This is a genomic window from Methylobacterium sp. Leaf113, from assembly GCF_001423325.1.
GTDB lineage: Bacteria > Pseudomonadota > Alphaproteobacteria > Rhizobiales > Beijerinckiaceae > Methylobacterium.
This window is the reverse complement of record NZ_LMNJ01000005.1, coordinates 194,046-208,942: the sequence shown is the minus strand read 5'-3', so window position 1 is coordinate 208,942 and position 14,897 is coordinate 194,046. Positions and strand designations below refer to the sequence as shown.

Sequence of the window (14,897 nt, the reverse complement as noted above, 5' to 3'; positions counted from 1 at the left end):
CCGAGACGACCGGCGGGGGCTCGGATCCCCCGGCCTGTGGGGCCGGGAGATCCGTCGTCGAGGTCGCGCGCCGGCACGGCCGGGGCCTCAGTTCAGGGCCGCGGCCTCGCGGGTCACGGCCGGCTTGGCGCGGGAGACCGAGACGCTGTCACCGGTGCGGAGGATCTCGATCGCCTCGGTCTCGCCGCCGAGGTCGCGCGGCGTCGAGAGGGTGACGCTCTGGCCGTTGGTCAGCACGGTCTCGAAGCGCACCGGGCCGGCGCTCTCCGTGCGGGCGAGGGTCACGACGACCCGGTAACCCGTGGACTCGGGGGTGTAGTAGGCGACGCCGGCCACGTCGCCGAGGCTGACGCTGCCGCCGGCGCGGGCCTTGATCGGCTCGGCCTGGGCTGCACCCGCGAGGGTGGCGAGCACGGTGGCGGCGGTGAGGAGTGTGGTACGAACGGACATGATCGAAGGTCTCTGCTCTGGGGCAAGGCGCCCGATGCCCTTGCTTCTGAGGCGAATATGCTGTGCGTTGCACCATGGATCAAACAGAACGAATCGATAATGACTATTGATCACGTCGATCTATCGCGGGCCGACCTGAACCTGCTCGTGGCCCTCGACGCGCTCCTGTCGGAGCGGAGCGTCACCCGGGCAGCCGCCCGCATCGGCATCGGCCAGTCGGCCATGAGCAGCAGCCTCGCCCGTCTCCGAACCCTGTTCGGCGACGAACTCCTGACCCGGTCCCCGGAGGGAATGCGGCCGACGCCCCGCGCCCTGGCGCTGGCCGAGCCGGTGCGGACGCTGCTGCGGCAGATCCAGTCCCTGGTGCGGCGCGATGCGGAGTTCGATCCCCGCACCGTGACCCGCACCTTCACCATCGGGCTGCCGGACAGCGCCGAGGTGCTGATTGGCCCGCGCCTGCTGGCCCATCTGCGGGCGGAGGCGCCCGGCATCAGCCTACTGCTGCGCTCCATCGACCGCATCCGCATCCTGCAGGAACTCGATGCCGACCGGGTCGACCTCGGCATCGGCTTCTTCTCGGAGGGCCAGACGCACCACAAGCAGCGCCTGCTCTATCGCGACAGCTACCTGTGCATGTTCAATGCGGACCTCGTCGGGCTGTCGCCCCCGATCTCGCTGGACGATTACCTGCGCTTTCCCCACGTGCTCACCAGTCTGAAGGAGACCGCGCACGGGGTGGTGGACGACGCGCTCGCCAAGCTCGGGCGCAGCCGGACCCTGGCGGTGACCACGCCGCGCTTCCTCGCGGTGCCGTTCCTAGTGCGCAGCGCCCCGGTTCTGACCACGATGCATGCGCGGCTCGCCACCTTCTTCGCCGGCGCCCTCGGCCTCACCGTGAGCCCGACGCCCGTGGCCCTGGAGGACGTCGCGGTTTCGATGCTGTGGCATGCCTCCTATGACGACGATCCCGCCCATCGCTGGCTGCGCCGGACGCTGCTTACCCTGGTGGAGGCACCGACCGGAACGATCTGACCCGGCGTGCCGGGCGGCGGCCCGAAGGGGTATGATCGTCCCGGGGGCCTGCGTGGGACGGGACTCGGCAGGGAGATCTTGAAGTGAGGATCTTCAAGGATGCGTGAGGCAGCGCACAGCCGGGGGGCTGACAATCATCGATTCTCTTACCGTTCATCAACCGTTCGGTGATTCTCTCTCACTGTGACGCTTCTGATTTGACGCAAGCTCTTCGGGATTGAAGGAACGGAGCTATGAAGAATACGCTGGTCGCGGCCCTGGTGGCCGCCATGGTCGCCGTCGTGGCCGTTCCGAGCGCCCAGGCGCGCGACGGAATTGGGGCGGGCGGCGCGGCCGCCCTCGGCGTGCTTGGCGGCCTCGCCATCGGCGGCGCCATCGCCTCGTCGCAGAACGACGGCGGCTACTACCCGGGTCGCCCGGTCTATCGCACGCCGCGCCCGGTCTATGTCGAAGAGGAGGTGTGCCACATGGAACGCCGCGGCTTCATCGACGCCTACGGCTACGAGCACATCCGCCGCGTCCGCGTCTGCGAATAGGACGCGTCGCCGCGACGCATCTCGGCGCGGTAACCGACGGCGCTGCTCTCCACGAACGATCCCAACGGGCTCCGCCATCGCAGGCGGGGCCCGTTTGCATGTCAGGCAGCGGCATCGCCCCCGGAGCGAGATGAAAGCTTTCGCCCGTCCGCTTGTCGGGCATGTGGATGTGTGTCTTCCAGTATTTCATTGTACTGATTCTAAGATGTTGCCTTGCGAGCACGGCGTGAAATGATCAGTTTTCGGTCCCGTCTGGATCGTTGACCGTCTGATTTTTTCATTCCAATGCACCAAAATAATCTTTGGTCGCAGGTCCGCACGTGCCAATCATCTTTGGGTTTCTGCTCGCGCACAAGTTGAATAGCGGTGCCGTTCTTCGCCGGACACTGATCGGTTCGACGGCTGCCCTCGTGACCTGCATGGCGGGTCCGGTGGTCGCGCAGCAATCCAGCCCGCCGAGCGCTTCGAACGTGACGCTTGACACCCTGGAGGTCGTCGGCGATCGCCGGGGCGTCACTGTGATCGGTGCGGCCGAGGACCCGCGCGGCCCCGTCGCCGGTTACGTCGCGACCCGTTCCGTCTCCAGCACCAAGACCGACACCCCGATCCTCCGGACGCCGCAGGCGATCTCGGTGGTGGGACGCCAGCAGATCGACGACCAGAAGCCGACGAGCTTGGCCGAGGCGACGCGCTACGCGCCGGGCATCCGCGGCGAGACCTTCGGCGCCGATCCGCGCAACGACTGGTTCCTCATCCGTGGCTTCACCGCCCAGGAATCCGGCTACTTCCTCGACGGTCTGCAACTGTTCACCTCGGCCTTCGCCACCTGGAAGCTGGAGCCCTTCGGCCTGGAGCGCCTGGAAATCCTGCGCGGACCGAATTCCGGCCTCTATGGCGGCGCCAGCCCGGGCGGCATCATCAACGCGGTGAGCAAGCGCCCGCCGATCGTGCCGATCCGCTACGTCGAGGCCGGAATCGACAATTTCGGCAACGCCTATGCGGGCTTCGACATCGGCGGTCCCGTGGAGGCCGGCACCGAGGGCAAGCTGTTCTATCGCCTCGTCGGGCTCGGCCGGGGCGGCGGAACGCAGGTCGACTTCGTCAACAACGACCGCTTCTTCTTCGCGCCCTCGATCACCTGGAAGCCGGACGCAGACACCTCGCTGACCCTTCTGGCCCAGGTGCAGCGCGACCGTGCCGGCACCCAGAACTTCCTGCCCTACGAGGGCACGGTGACACCGGCGCCCTTCGGCTTCATCAAGACGAGCCGCTTCACCGGCGACCCGGCGACCGACCGCCTGACCCGTTCACAGGACATGGTGGGCTACGAGTTCGAGCATCGCTTCGACAATGACATCAAGTTCCGGCAGAACGCACGCCACGGCACGGTCACGGTCAATCTGTCCAACCGTTACGGCGGCGGCTACGCCACCACGCCGGCCGCAGCCGACCTCAGCCGCTTCGACTTCTTCACCCGTGGCGCGGCGGTGCAGAGCGACATCGACAACCAACTCGTCATCCCGTTCCGCACGGGCGATTTCGGGCATACGGTGCTGGCGGGCTTCGAGTACCGGCGCTACCAGATCGACGACTACCAGGCCTTCGGCTTCGGTCCGTCGCTGAACCTGGTCCGGCCGATCTATCCCAACACCCCCCTCAACCTTGGCGCCCCCTACCAGAACGCACTGATCACCCAGAACCAGTTTGCGGCCTACCTGCAGGACGAGATCACCTTCGGCAATTTTTCCCTCGTGCTCAGCGGCCGCCACGACTGGGTCGCCACCGACAACGTCGACCGGCTCGGCGTCAACAACGCCACCCGGGACACCAGCGCCTTCAGCGGCCGCGTCGCCCTGATCTACAACGACGAATCCGGGCTCGCTCCCTACGTCTCCTACGCGCAGGGCTTCAACCCGACCGTCGGCCTTAACGGTGTGACCGGCCAGCTCCTCCTGCCCGAGAGCAGCGAGCAAACCGAGATCGGTCTGAAGTACAAGCCTCCGGGTTTCGACGGCTACTTCGCCGCCGCACTGTTCGACCTGACCCGCTCGAACGTGCTGACCACCAACCCGCTCAACATCCAGCAGGTGGTCCAGACCGGTGCCGTGAACTCGCGCGGCGCCGAGGTCGAGATGGTGGCCAACCTCGCACCCGGTCTGCGGGCGGTGGCTTCCTACACCGCCTACGACCTCTCGGTGACGCGGGACCTGAACACCGCGCTTCTCGGCACCACCCCGACCAACACGCCGGAGCAGTACGGCTCGCTGTTCCTGGACTACACCTTCCAGAACGGCATCCTGCGCGGCTTCGGTCTCGGCGGCGGCGTGCGCGGCGTCGGGCGCTCCTTCGCCGATCAGGCCAACCAGTTCCGGGTGCCGGGCTACGTCGTCGGCGACCTCGTCGCCCATTACGACTGGGAAGGCTGGCGCTTCGCCCTCAACGTCGCGAACGTCTCGGACGAGCGCATCGTCAACAGCTGCAGCACCGTCACGGCCTGCTACTACGGCGAGCGCCGCCGGGTGCTCGGCAGCATCGGCTATCGCTGGTAGCCGGCCGGGGCCGGCCTGCGCGGGGCAAACCCGCGGAGGCCGGTCACAACGGCTGGTAGGTGTGCTCCTCGGCCGGGAAGGTGCCGGAGCGGACCTCGTCGGCATAGTCCTTCACGGCGGCCTCGATCTGGCCCCGCAGGGTGCCGAAACGCTTTACGAATTTCGGCACTCGGTCGCTGAGGCCGAGCATGTCCTCGAGGACGAGGATCTGCCCGTCGCACGCCATGGTGGCGCCGATGCCGATGGTGGGCGTGGTGATCTCGGGGGCGGTGGCGATGGCACGGGCCACCGGCTCGACGATGCCCTCCATCACGATGGCGAAGGCGCCCGCATCGTTGATGGCGCGGGCATCGGCCATCAGGCGGCGCTCGCCGTCGGCCTCGCGGCCCTGCACCTTGAAGCCCCCCATGGTGTTCACCGATTGCGGGGTCAGGCCGATATGGCCCATCACCGGCACGCCGCGCTCGACCAGGAAGGCCACCGTCTCGGCAAAGCGTGCGCCGCCCTCCATCTTGATCGCCCCGGCCCCCGTCTCCTTGAGCACGCGAGCGGCGTTGAGGAAGGCCTGCTGCGGGCTCGCCTCGTAGGAGCCGAACGGCATGTCCACCACGATCAGCGCTCGGGAGGTGCCCCGGATCACGGCCTGCGCCTGGACGATCATCATCTCCAGGGTCACCGGCAGGGTCGATTCCATGCCGTGCATCAGCATGCCGAGGGAATCGCCGACCAGGATGAAGTCGCAATAGGGATCGAGGATGCCGGCCGTGTGCGCGTGATAGGCCGTGAGCGCGATAATCTTGCGCCCCTCGGCCTTGCGCTTGGCCAGGTCGATCGCGCGGATTCGGCGGGACTGAACGGCTTGCGACATCGAACTCCACCCGGCTGGTTCGGGCCGCCGGAACGCGGCGGACCGTCTGCTGGTGGAGGCTCTATACACCGCCTCGGAGGAGATGGCGCGGGCCGGTGTGACGCTCCCGCACGATTGTCGCGCCGCAATGCCTTCGTCGTGCGAGTGATATATCAGATATCAGGCTGCCCACCGCAGACATTGCCGGCGAATGTCACTGCGTGGAAAGTCTTGTCCGGGGGTATCGGTAACAGCGATGGCGTCGCTGCTCCGAACTCTCTCCGGGCGTTTCCTCCCTAGACTTTCGGGCGCCGTTCGATGCCTTTATTCCGCCACAACCGGCTCCCTGTCAACTGCGTTCGCACTGGGGGCTGAGTATCCGCATGCTGATTGTTTGAGCTCAGGCTGGCGAAGACGGGAAAAATCCCGCCGGGCGAGACGCTTATCCTGATCGGAATCTGACGTTCGTCCTGGCCGCGGCTCGGCCCGCGCCTCAGCGCTGGGCCTCGCCGCCGCTCCGGGCCGTCCAGGCGGCATCCTCGGTGATGACCGTGGTCGGGTGGCGCTCCTGCCAACCCTCGATGCCCTGGGGGAACCAGTGCACGGCGCGATAGCCTTCGAGCACCAGCCGCTTGGCCGCGTTCCAACTGCCCCAGCATTCGGGATGACAGAAGGCGACGATGGCCCGGTTCTTGTCACCCCCGGTCAGGTCCGCCACGCGTTTCAGGAACAGGGATTCGTGCGCCGGATCGAGGGGGGCGGCGCCCGCATTGGGCATCCACACCGCCCCGGGCACCGAGCGGTGGGCGGGCAGCCAGGGACGGTCGGACGGAAAGCCCGCCGGGCGCCGGTCGGCCAGGGACACGTCGAGCAGGACAGGCTTGTCACGGGCCATCAGGGCGTCGAGGGTGTCGATGGTGAGGACCGTGGCGCCCGACAGGGTGGCGGGGGTGTAGCCCCGCTGCGGCCCGGTCCAGATCCCGTCCGGCTCCGGCACGTTGACGGGGGAATCCGCCGGGCTCGCCGCCGCCAGGACGAAGGCGGCGGCGCCCGCGAGCGCGAGCCGGACGAGGCGCAGCATGATGGGGCGCCCGCTCAGTTGGTCGCGCTCGGGGCGGGGAAGCTGTGCTCCCACCGGCCGTTCTGGTTGTCGGAGGCCACCACCTGGATCGGCCCCTGGCCGTCGGGCTTCAGGGCGAAGTTGAGGACCGGGTTCGACGCGATCGAGATGTCGCCGTCCAGGGTCAGGATGGTCTGGCCGCCGCGGCTGATCGCGATCTTGTTGATGTAACGGGCCGGCGTGTAGTCGCGGGTAATCTGGTTCATCTGCATGCCGCTGAAGTTCGGATGGCGGATCATCAGCGTCGCCTCGACCGGCTGGCCGGGCTGGCTCTCGGCGAACTTCATCTTCATGTCGCCCATGCCCTTCATCGCCTCCTCGTCGCTCATGCCCATCGGGGCCGAGCAGCCGCCCGAAGCCTTGACGAACTTCGTGGTCTCGAAGAGTCGGCCGTCCTTGGTCTCCACCACGGCGTGGATGTTGGTGTAGTTGTTCACCCGCACCCGCAGCTTGAGTTCGTTCGCCTCGGCGCCCGGCCCGAAGGTGACGTGCGCCGCGTAGGGCGACGGGTTGTCGTCGATGATGAGGTGGACGCCCGCGACCTTGTCCTTCTCCGGCATGGTCAGGGTGATCGGCACCAGCGAGGCATCGAGCGCCCGCACCGGCGCGTCGATCGTCACGAGGCTGTCGGTCGGCGCGATCGTCTTGTCGCCGAAGATCGATTTCTGGATCTCCTTCCAGCGGGCGAGACGCTCCGACTCGTCGTCCGAAGCCCCGGCGGCGAGGCTCGGACCCGTCCCCAGCACGGTGCCGGCGCCGACCAGCGGCAGGGCGAGCGACAGGGCCGTCAGGATCGAGCGGACGAGAACAGGGTTGGTGATTGAGCGGGTCACGGCGTTTCTCCTATGGGATGATCGTTCTTCTTGCGACATCCGTTCTTCTTGCGAGATCTCTGATATCATGTGGCGCGGGGCGGGATCGGCCTCAAGTCACAGTCTTGAGCCACGGCCTCATTCCCATTCCAGTTCCTTGAAGGCCTGGGTGACGTTGCGGCCATTGTAGGTGTCGAACAGGACCCACTTGTCGCGCTCGGCCTGTCCGACCGTCTGCACCGCCTTCTCGATCGGCAGGTCCGCCGCGATGGCCTTGCGGGTCTCGTCGCGAAGCACCGTCAGGTAGCGCGTCAGGTCGTCCATGGCGGGGGCGAAGTCGACCAGGGTCGGTCCGTGGCCCGGGACGGCCTTGGTCGCGCCCAACGCGCGCAGCCGGTCGGCCTCCTTGAGCCAGCCCACGAGGCTGCCGTCGAGGGAGGGGATGCGGGTGACGAACAGGAGGTCGGCGGGAAACAGGATGCCGCTGGCGGAATCCCGCATCGAGAGGTCGCAGTTCGTATGCGCCGGGCCGTGGGCGGTGACGCGCAGGGTGCGGCCACCGAGGTCGATGTCGGCGCCGTCCGTCACCTCCAGGGTGGGGTAGACTACCGTGCCGGCGCGGTCGGCGCCGAGAATCTCGACGAGGCGGCCGCGATAGTATTCGCCCCGCGCGTCGAGGGCGGCCCGGAGGGCGCCGTGCCCGACATAGACCGGCTTGTCCTCGGCGAAGGCCGCCGCCCCGAAGCAATGGTCGGGGTGGACATGGGTCAGCACCACATGGCCGATCGGCTTGTCCGTGCGCTTCCTGATCTCCGCGCGCAGCCAGGCCCCGTCGGCGAGACTGCCGCCGGATTCGGTGACCAGGACCGAGGTCTCGCCCACGATGAAGCCGATATTGGCGATGGCGTCGTTGTTCTCGGGGCTCGCTTCCGCGTCGGGGCCGCGCCGGATGAAGATGCCGGGGCCGACCTCGTGCAGGTCGAAGCCCTCCGCCGAGCGCCCGAGGCTGGGCAGGCAGCACAGGCACAGGCCGCCGAACAAGGCGCCGCGACGCGTCGGATTCCAGCGTGATCGGCCGGCCTCAGCCCGCATGTGTGCCTCCCGTTTTTGTTCTACCAAGTAGTAGGTAGATTTCTGCCGGCGTCAACGGCATAAGGCGGAGCCTCCACGTCCCGGCGATCACGGTCCCGCGCGCCGGAATGTCCAAGTGTCGATGCGTCGAAGTGTCGAAGCGTCGAAAGGTCCGGGGCGGACGAGATGGAGCGGGCAGGGGAGATCATGGGACGATGAGGGATACCCGCGCCGCGCTGCTGCTGGAGGCCGAGACCCTGGTGCGCCGCCGGAGCTATGCCGGCTTCAGCTATGCCGACCTCGCCGAGGCGGTGCAGATCCGCAAGGCGAGCATCCACCACCACTTCCCGAGCAAGTCCGATCTCGCCCGCGCCCTCGTGGCCGCCTACGATGCCCGCTACGACGCGGCTCTGGCCGAGATCCGGGCCGGCGAGCCCGACGCGATCCGGCGGATCGAGGCTTACGGCACCCTCTATCTCGGGGGCGTCGAGGCCGGGCTGGGCTGCCTCTGCGCCGTCCTGGCGATTGAGGGCGACGCCCTGCCGGAGACGCTGCGCGCCGACATCGCCCGCTTCTTCGAAAAGCACATCGCCTGGCTGGAGGCGGTGCTCGCCGAGGGCATCGCGACCGCAAGCGTGCGGGCCTCCCTCGATCCCGCCGCCACGGCTCGCATGGTCATTGCCGCCCTCGAAGGCGCCCTCCTGATGGAGCGCCTGCTGGCCGGACCGGCGGGCTTCCGCGGCACCCTCACGGCGCTCTGCGACGGGCTGCGGGCTGCCGGGGTTTCATCCGACCGGGGTTTCATCCGAACCGACTGATACAATATAACAGGTCGCAGCGACGCCTCCCGCGCGGGCGACCCCGTGCCATCGACGAAGAGTCACCATGTCCGACAGCCCGAACCCCGCCACCGCGAAGATCCCCGTCACCGTGCTCACCGGCTATCTCGGCGCGGGCAAGACGACGCTTCTCAACCGCATCCTCACCGAGAACCACGGCAAGCGCTACGCCGTGATCGTCAACGAGTTCGGCGAGATCGGCATCGACAACGACCTCATCATCGGCGCCGACGAGGAGGTGTTCGAGATGAACAACGGCTGCGTCTGCTGCACCGTGCGCGGCGACCTGATCCGCATCATGGACGGCCTGGTGAAGCGGCGCGGCAAGTTCGACGCGATCATCGTCGAGACCACCGGCCTCGCCGATCCCGCCCCCGTGGCCCAGACCTTCTTCATCGACGAGGATGTCGGCGCGGCCGCCCGCCTCGACGCGGTGGTGACCGTGGCGGACGCCAAGTGGCTGTCGGACCGCCTGAAGGACGCGCCGGAGGCCAAGAACCAGATCGCCTTCGCGGACGTGATCCTGCTCAACAAGGCCGATCTCGTGGAGGAGGCGGACCTGGCCCGGGTCGAGGGCCAGATCCGCGCGATCAACCCCTACGCCAAGGTCCACCGCACCGAGCGCTGCGCGGTGCCACTGGAGGCGGTGCTGGAGCGCAATGCCTTCGATCTCGGCCGCATCCTCGACATCGAGCCCGACTTCCTCGAGGAGGGCCACCACCATCACCACGACGACGACATGCAGTCGGTCTCGGCCAAGATCGACGGACCGGTCGACCCCGAGAAGTTCATGCCCTGGATCTCGACCCTGACCCAGGTCCAGGGCCCCGACATCCTGCGCTGCAAGGGGATCGTCGCCTTCCCGAACGAGCCGCAGCGCTTCGTCTTCCAGGGCGTCCACCAGATCCTCGACGGCGACCTTCAGGGGCCGTGGAAGGACGACGAGCCGCGCATCTCCCGCGTGGTCTTCATCGGCCGCAAGCTCGATCCGGAGGCGATCCGCGCCGGGTTCGAGGATTGCAAGGCGGCCTGACGCCCGGCCTTTCCGGGCGCGCGCGATCACGGGGGACGCGCGTGCGTCCCCCGTGCCGTCAGGCGGCCTTCACGCCGGCCAGGAACTGCGACACCTCCTGGCCGAGGTTTACCGAATAGCGCGACAATTCCTTGGCGGCGCTCAGGACCTGGCTGGCGGCGGCGCCTGTCGAGCCCGCACCGGCGCGGACATGCTCGATGTTGCTGGTCACCTCCTGGGTGCCCTGCGCGGCCTCCTGGACGTTCCGGGCGATCTCCCGGGTGGCGGCGCCCTGCTGCTCCATCGCGGCGGCGATGCCGCCGGCGTAGGTCGACATGTCGGCGATGGTCCGGCCGATGCGCGTGATGTCGGACACCACCTCGCCGGTGGCCCCCTGGATCTCGCCGATCTTGGTGCGGATCTCCTCCGTGGCGCGCGCGGTCTGCCCGGCGAGTTCCTTCACTTCGGTGGCCACCACGGCAAAGCCGCGGCCCGCTTCGCCGGCGCGGGCCGCCTCGATGGTGGCGTTGAGCGCCAGCAGATTGGTCTGGCCCGCGATGTTCGTGATCATGGCGACGACGTCGGTGATGCTGGCCGCAACGTCGGTCAGGCGCTTCACCGTCGCCTCGGTGCGGTGCGTATCCTCGACGGCCTGGTTGGCCATGATGGAGGATTGGCTGACCTGGGTTACGATCTCCTGGATCGAGGCGGACATCTCCTCGCTGGCGGACGCCACCGTGTGGACGTTGGCCGAGGTTTCTTCCGCCGCGCTCGCCACCGTCGTCGCTTGCTGGATCGACTGATCCGCCGTGGAGGCCATCGACTGGGCGGTGGCTTCCATCTCGGTGGCGGCCCCTGCCAGCCCGTGCGTCAGGTTCGAGACGTTGGCCTCGAAGCGCTTGGTCAGCCCGTCGAGCACTTCGGCCCGGCGCATCTTGGCCTGGTTCTCGGCCTCCTGCTCGGCCGCCAGGCTGCGGGCCAGGATGGCGTTGTCCTTGAACACCCCCAGCGACCGGGCCAGCAGACCGATTTCGTCCTTGCGCGCCATGCCCTCCACGGTGACCGTCAGGTCGCCGCTCGCGAGACGGCCCATCGCGGCGCCCATGGCGTTCACCGGACGGGCGATCGCGTAGATCACGATCAGGCCGGCACTGCCCAGGGCGGCCAGCAGCCCGACGACGGCCGAAGACACCAGCATGGTCGTGGTGCTTCTGACGATCTCGTCGGCGTGAGCGGCGCTCGCCTTCAACTCAGACTCGACCAGGGTGATCCGCTGATTGGCCTGCTCGCGCAGCTTGGCCCGCAACGGTGCCGCCTCAGCCTGCGCGATCCTGTTTCCGGTCGCTGGATCGTTATTCAGAGCGGCCTCGGAGGAGCGGTTCAGAACGGTAAAGTAGGATTCCAGCCCACGCCGAAGATCGGCGTTCGCCGCGATGCGCTCGGGCGTATCGGCCAGGGCGGCAAGTTTGGCCTGCGCCTCGTAGGTCGCCTCGATGGCGCCGGCTTGCCGGGCCTTGAAGTCCTGGCTCCTCGGCCCGGTCGGATCGATGAGGATATTGCGGTTCTGGAGTGCGGCTTCGGTCAGGGTGATCTGCAGGTTAAGCGCGTAGCCCTGACGTGCCGTCTGCACCTGGACGATCTCCCGCGTCTGATCCGCAATCTGGGACAGGGCGTAGCGGGCGTAGATCACGAGACCGAGGGCGACCAGGGTCGTCATGACCAGCGGGATGATGATCTTCACCAGAAGGCTGAAGTTATTGAACGTCCTCATCAAAAATCCCGTCCTGCAGATCGAAGATTGAATTCACCTACTTAAGAATAGCGTTTCGCGATAAAATAAATCTTAATGTTCGCTATTCTGTCCGGATAAGCGAAGCAAAATCTGAGCGATGCGCCAAAATCTCGGATCTTATGTGAGTAAGAAATAGGTCTATGCTGGATAGCAGTAATCCATCGCAATCAGTATTAGAATTGTCTTTTTTGGGAGGTGGGTGTAGAAAAGAAGAAACCGTGCGTGTTTCCGCACGCAGGACCTTGGAAATCGATGGACGTTCCTGGCTCGACGAGGAGGCAAGTGCGGGAGAGGGTTTGTGCGAATGCGCTGGAGCCCGAGTGAAACCTTCTCGAAGCGCCAGCTCTTCGAGCGGCCCGACCCTCGGGACAGGCGAAGCTTCGACGGCGGATCGCAACACTTGGTTTACCATTCCGGCACAGGATCGAATTCGTGCCGGCCTGACGCCGCCGGCCGCGATCGGCTGCCCTGCCCGGGCGCCGTGAGGCCCCGGAGAGTGCTGATCCCATGATGTCCCGAGCGGAACGCACGCCCTTGACGGACTGGTGGTGGACCGTCGACCGCGGCCTCCTCGCCGGCCTCGGCGCGCTCATGGTGGCGGGCTTGGTCTTCCTCATGGGCGGCGGGCCGCCCGTGGCCGAGAAGATCGGCCTGCCGACCTTCCACTTCCTCAACCGGCAGGCGCTCTATCTTGCGCCCACCATCCTCATCATCGTCGGCGTGTCGTTCCTGTCCCTGCGCCACATCCGCCGCGTCGCGCTCTTCACCTGGATGATGGGCGTCGCGCTCTGCATCCTGGCGAGCAAGTTCGGCCCGGAGATCAAGGGCGCGCACCGCTGGATCCAGTTCGGTGCCATCGGCATCCAGCCGTCGGAATTCGTCAAGCCCGCCTTCGTGGTGGTGGCGGCCTGGGCCTTCTCGGAGGGCGCGCAACGACGCGACATGCCGGGCGGCCTGCTGGCGATCCTGCTCCTGCCCATCACCATCGTGCCGCTCGTGCTCCAGCCCGATTTCGGCCAGACCATGCTCATCACCATCGTGTGGTGCGCCCTGTTCTTCGTGGCCGGCCTGCACTGGTTCTGGGTGGCGGGCCTCGGCGTCGGCGGCCTGATCGGCGTCGCCACCGCCTACCGCTTCCTGCACCACGTGCGCGAGCGCATCGACCGCTTCCTCGACAGCGATTCCGGCGACAACTTCCAGGGCTACTGGGCCCGGCAATCGTTCAATTCCGGCGGCTGGTTCGGCACCGGCCCGGGGGAGGGCGTCGCCAAGCGCCACCTGCCCGACGCCCACACCGACTTCATCTTCTCGGTGACGGGTGAGGAGTTCGGCACCATCGTGTGCCTCGGCCTCGTCCTGCTCTTCGCCTACATCGTCATGCGGGGCCTGAAGCTGGCCCGGCGCACCGACGACACCTTTTCGCGATTGGCGATCACGGGTCTCACCACGTTGTTCGGGCTGCAGGCCTGCATCAACATGGCGGTGAACGTCCGCCTGATGCCCGCCAAGGGCATGACCCTGCCGTTCGTCTCCTACGGCGGCTCCTCGCTGATCTCGCTCGCCCTCGGCATGGGCTTCCTCGTGGCCTTGACCCGCAAGCGCCCCCGGACCACCACCCTGAGCCAGAAGCCGCCGGGCACCGCCCCGGCGACGATCGCCGGAGTGATGCGTTGACCGTTGCCACTGCCACGATCCTGCTCTGTGCCGGGGGCACGGGCGGGCATCTGTTTCCCGCCGAGAGCCTGGCCCACGCTCTGCGCGCCCGCGGCGTGCGGGTGGCGCTGGCCACCGATGCCCGGGTGGATTCGATCGCCACCGGCTTCCCGGCCTCCGAGATCGTCACCATCGCCTCCGCCACGCCCTCGGGGCGCTCCCTGATCAAGCGCGGCACCGCGCTCCTCACCCTCGGGCGCGGCTTCGGCGTCGCCGCGCGGGAGATCCGACGCATCAACCCGGCCGCCATCGTGGGCTTCGGCGGATATCCCACAGTGCCGCCGATACTGGCGGGACAGATCCTGCAGGTCCCCACCATCCTGCACGAGCAGAACGCCGTGATGGGCCGGGCCAACGCCTTCCTGGCGCGCGGCGCCCGTGCCATCGCCACCGGGTTTCGCGACGTGCGCGGCGTGCCCGTCAAAGCCCTCGCGCCCCGGACCCATACGGGCAACCCGTTGCGCCCGGCGGTGCTCGAGGCCGCGAAAACCCCTTATCCGCCGGTCGGTCCGGGTGATCCGCTGCATCTCCTGGTCTTCGGCGGCAGCCAGGGCGCCCGGGTGATGGGCGAGGTCGTGCCCGCCGCCATCGCCAACCTGCCCGCCGATCTGCGCGCCCGGCTCCATCTCGTGCAGCAGGTGCGGGCCGAGGACCTGACGCAGGTCCAGAACCTCTATCTCGGCCTGGGCCTCGCCGGCTTCGAGGCCGCCCCCTTCTTCAAGGATTTGCCGGCCCGGATGGCGGCGGCGCACCTCGTCATCGGTCGCTCCGGGGCTTCCACGGTCTCGGAACTCGCCGCCATCGGGCGGCCCGCCATCCTGGTGCCGCTCCCCGGCGCCCTCGATCAGGATCAGGCGGCCAACGCCGCGACGCTCGCCGCCATCGGCGCCGCGCAGGCGATCGCGCAATCCGCCTTCACGCCGGATCGCCTCACGGCGGAGCTGGTCGACCTCTTCACCAATCCCGGAAAATTGACCGCGGCGGCCTCAGCCGCCAAAAGCGCCGGAATTCACGACGCGGCCGAGCGGCTCGCCGACATCGTCATCGCGACGGCGGCCCGCACCTGACGGCGTCCGCCGATTGACCCCGTTCGGGCCGGTTCGTCCGGACCCCCGACGCCCCTG

General features: G+C 67.7%; 13 protein-coding genes. 7 read left to right on the top strand and 6 right to left on the bottom strand.

Features of this window, described 5'->3' with window-relative positions; genetic code table 11:
- Positions 1-87: 87 nt before the first annotated feature.
- A complete protein-coding gene (locus tag ASF60_RS05935) occupies positions 88-450 on the bottom strand; it encodes a hypothetical protein (RefSeq protein ID WP_056181826.1) in 363 nt (120 codons plus the stop codon).
- Between the two features lie 99 nt (positions 451-549).
- Between ASF60_RS05935 and ASF60_RS05930 the strand changes: the two genes are divergently transcribed.
- The 3 genes from ASF60_RS05930 (at position 550) to ASF60_RS05920 (ending at position 4,567) form a co-directional block, all read left to right on the top strand.
- Positions 550-1,482 (top strand): LysR family transcriptional regulator, encoded by a 933-nt coding sequence (locus tag ASF60_RS05930; protein WP_056181823.1) that lies wholly within the window; start codon positions 550-552, stop codon positions 1,480-1,482.
- A 233-nt stretch (positions 1,483-1,715) separates the two neighbouring features.
- Positions 1,716-2,018 (top strand): hypothetical protein, encoded by a 303-nt coding sequence (locus ASF60_RS05925; protein WP_056181820.1) that lies wholly within the window; start codon positions 1,716-1,718, stop codon positions 2,016-2,018.
- 419 nt (positions 2,019-2,437) lie between these two features.
- Positions 2,438-4,567 carry a TonB-dependent siderophore receptor gene (locus ASF60_RS05920; protein WP_056181817.1) on the top strand — a complete coding sequence of 710 codons (2,130 nt, stop codon included), beginning with the start codon at positions 2,438-2,440 and terminating at the stop codon, positions 4,565-4,567.
- Between the two features lie 43 nt (positions 4,568-4,610).
- On the opposite strand, the gene panB is transcribed toward ASF60_RS05920, so the two are convergent.
- From panB to ASF60_RS05900, 4 genes are all read right to left on the bottom strand, one after another.
- Positions 4,611-5,435: a 3-methyl-2-oxobutanoate hydroxymethyltransferase gene (gene panB / locus ASF60_RS05915; protein ID WP_056181814.1), complete on the bottom strand. Its 825-nt coding sequence runs from the start codon at positions 5,433-5,435 to the stop codon at positions 4,611-4,613.
- A gap of 472 nt (positions 5,436-5,907) precedes the next feature.
- Positions 5,908-6,495, bottom strand: a complete 588-nt coding sequence (locus ASF60_RS05910) for a rhodanese-like domain-containing protein (RefSeq protein ID WP_056181811.1) — start codon at positions 6,493-6,495, stop codon at positions 5,908-5,910.
- 14 nt (positions 6,496-6,509) lie between these two features.
- Positions 6,510-7,325: a quinoprotein dehydrogenase-associated SoxYZ-like carrier gene (locus ASF60_RS05905; protein ID WP_056182007.1), complete on the bottom strand. Its 816-nt coding sequence runs from the start codon at positions 7,323-7,325 to the stop codon at positions 6,510-6,512.
- Between the two features lie 159 nt (positions 7,326-7,484).
- Complete coding sequence (locus ASF60_RS05900; RefSeq protein WP_056181808.1) at positions 7,485-8,438, bottom strand: quinoprotein relay system zinc metallohydrolase 2; 954 nt, start codon at positions 8,436-8,438, stop codon at positions 7,485-7,487.
- 194 nt (positions 8,439-8,632) lie between these two features.
- Between ASF60_RS05900 and ASF60_RS05895 the strand changes: the two genes are divergently transcribed.
- Entirely contained in the window at positions 8,633-9,235 is a 603-nt protein-coding gene (locus ASF60_RS05895) for a TetR/AcrR family transcriptional regulator (RefSeq protein WP_056181805.1), read from the top strand.
- Between the two features lie 67 nt (positions 9,236-9,302).
- A complete protein-coding gene (locus ASF60_RS05890; RefSeq protein ID WP_056181802.1) occupies positions 9,303-10,289 on the top strand; it encodes a CobW family GTP-binding protein in 987 nt (328 codons plus the stop codon).
- A gap of 58 nt (positions 10,290-10,347) precedes the next feature.
- On the opposite strand, the gene ASF60_RS05885 is transcribed toward ASF60_RS05890, so the two are convergent.
- The gene (locus tag ASF60_RS05885; RefSeq protein ID WP_056181799.1) at positions 10,348-12,039 is read right to left on the bottom strand and encodes a methyl-accepting chemotaxis protein; all 1,692 of its coding nucleotides are present in this window, start codon (positions 12,037-12,039) and stop codon (positions 10,348-10,350) included.
- A 528-nt stretch (positions 12,040-12,567) separates the two neighbouring features.
- On the opposite strand from ASF60_RS05885, the gene ASF60_RS05880 reads away from it, so the two are divergent.
- Both ASF60_RS05880 and murG read left to right on the top strand, forming a co-directional pair.
- Positions 12,568-13,734, top strand: coding sequence for an FtsW/RodA/SpoVE family cell cycle protein (locus ASF60_RS05880; RefSeq protein ID WP_056181796.1), 1,167 nt, complete (start codon positions 12,568-12,570; stop codon positions 13,732-13,734).
- Positions 13,731-14,840 carry an undecaprenyldiphospho-muramoylpentapeptide beta-N-acetylglucosaminyltransferase gene (gene murG, locus ASF60_RS05875; protein ID WP_056181792.1) on the top strand — a complete coding sequence of 370 codons (1,110 nt, stop codon included), beginning with the start codon at positions 13,731-13,733 and terminating at the stop codon, positions 14,838-14,840. The genes ASF60_RS05880 and murG overlap by 4 nt, the downstream gene beginning before the upstream one ends.
- The last annotated feature ends 57 nt before the right edge of the window (positions 14,841-14,897 follow it).

Coding starts and splice junctions, on each gene's coding strand:
- ASF60_RS05935 (WP_056181826.1), bottom strand. CDS start 450: ATGTCCGTTCGTACCACACTCCTCACCGCCGCCACCGTGCTCGCCACC.
- ASF60_RS05930 (WP_056181823.1), top strand. CDS start 550: ATGACTATTGATCACGTCGATCTATCGCGGGCCGACCTGAACCTGCTC.
- ASF60_RS05925 (WP_056181820.1), top strand. CDS start 1,716: ATGAAGAATACGCTGGTCGCGGCCCTGGTGGCCGCCATGGTCGCCGTC.
- ASF60_RS05920 (WP_056181817.1), top strand. CDS start 2,438: ATGGCGGGTCCGGTGGTCGCGCAGCAATCCAGCCCGCCGAGCGCTTCG.
- panB (WP_056181814.1), bottom strand. CDS start 5,435: ATGTCGCAAGCCGTTCAGTCCCGCCGAATCCGCGCGATCGACCTGGCC.
- ASF60_RS05910 (WP_056181811.1), bottom strand. CDS start 6,495: ATGCTGCGCCTCGTCCGGCTCGCGCTCGCGGGCGCCGCCGCCTTCGTC.
- ASF60_RS05900 (WP_056181808.1), bottom strand. CDS start 8,438: ATGCGGGCTGAGGCCGGCCGATCACGCTGGAATCCGACGCGTCGCGGC.
- ASF60_RS05895 (WP_056181805.1), top strand. CDS start 8,633: ATGAGGGATACCCGCGCCGCGCTGCTGCTGGAGGCCGAGACCCTGGTG.
- ASF60_RS05890 (WP_056181802.1), top strand. CDS start 9,303: ATGTCCGACAGCCCGAACCCCGCCACCGCGAAGATCCCCGTCACCGTG.
- ASF60_RS05885 (WP_056181799.1), bottom strand. CDS start 12,039: ATGAGGACGTTCAATAACTTCAGCCTTCTGGTGAAGATCATCATCCCG.
- ASF60_RS05880 (WP_056181796.1), top strand. CDS start 12,568: ATGATGTCCCGAGCGGAACGCACGCCCTTGACGGACTGGTGGTGGACC.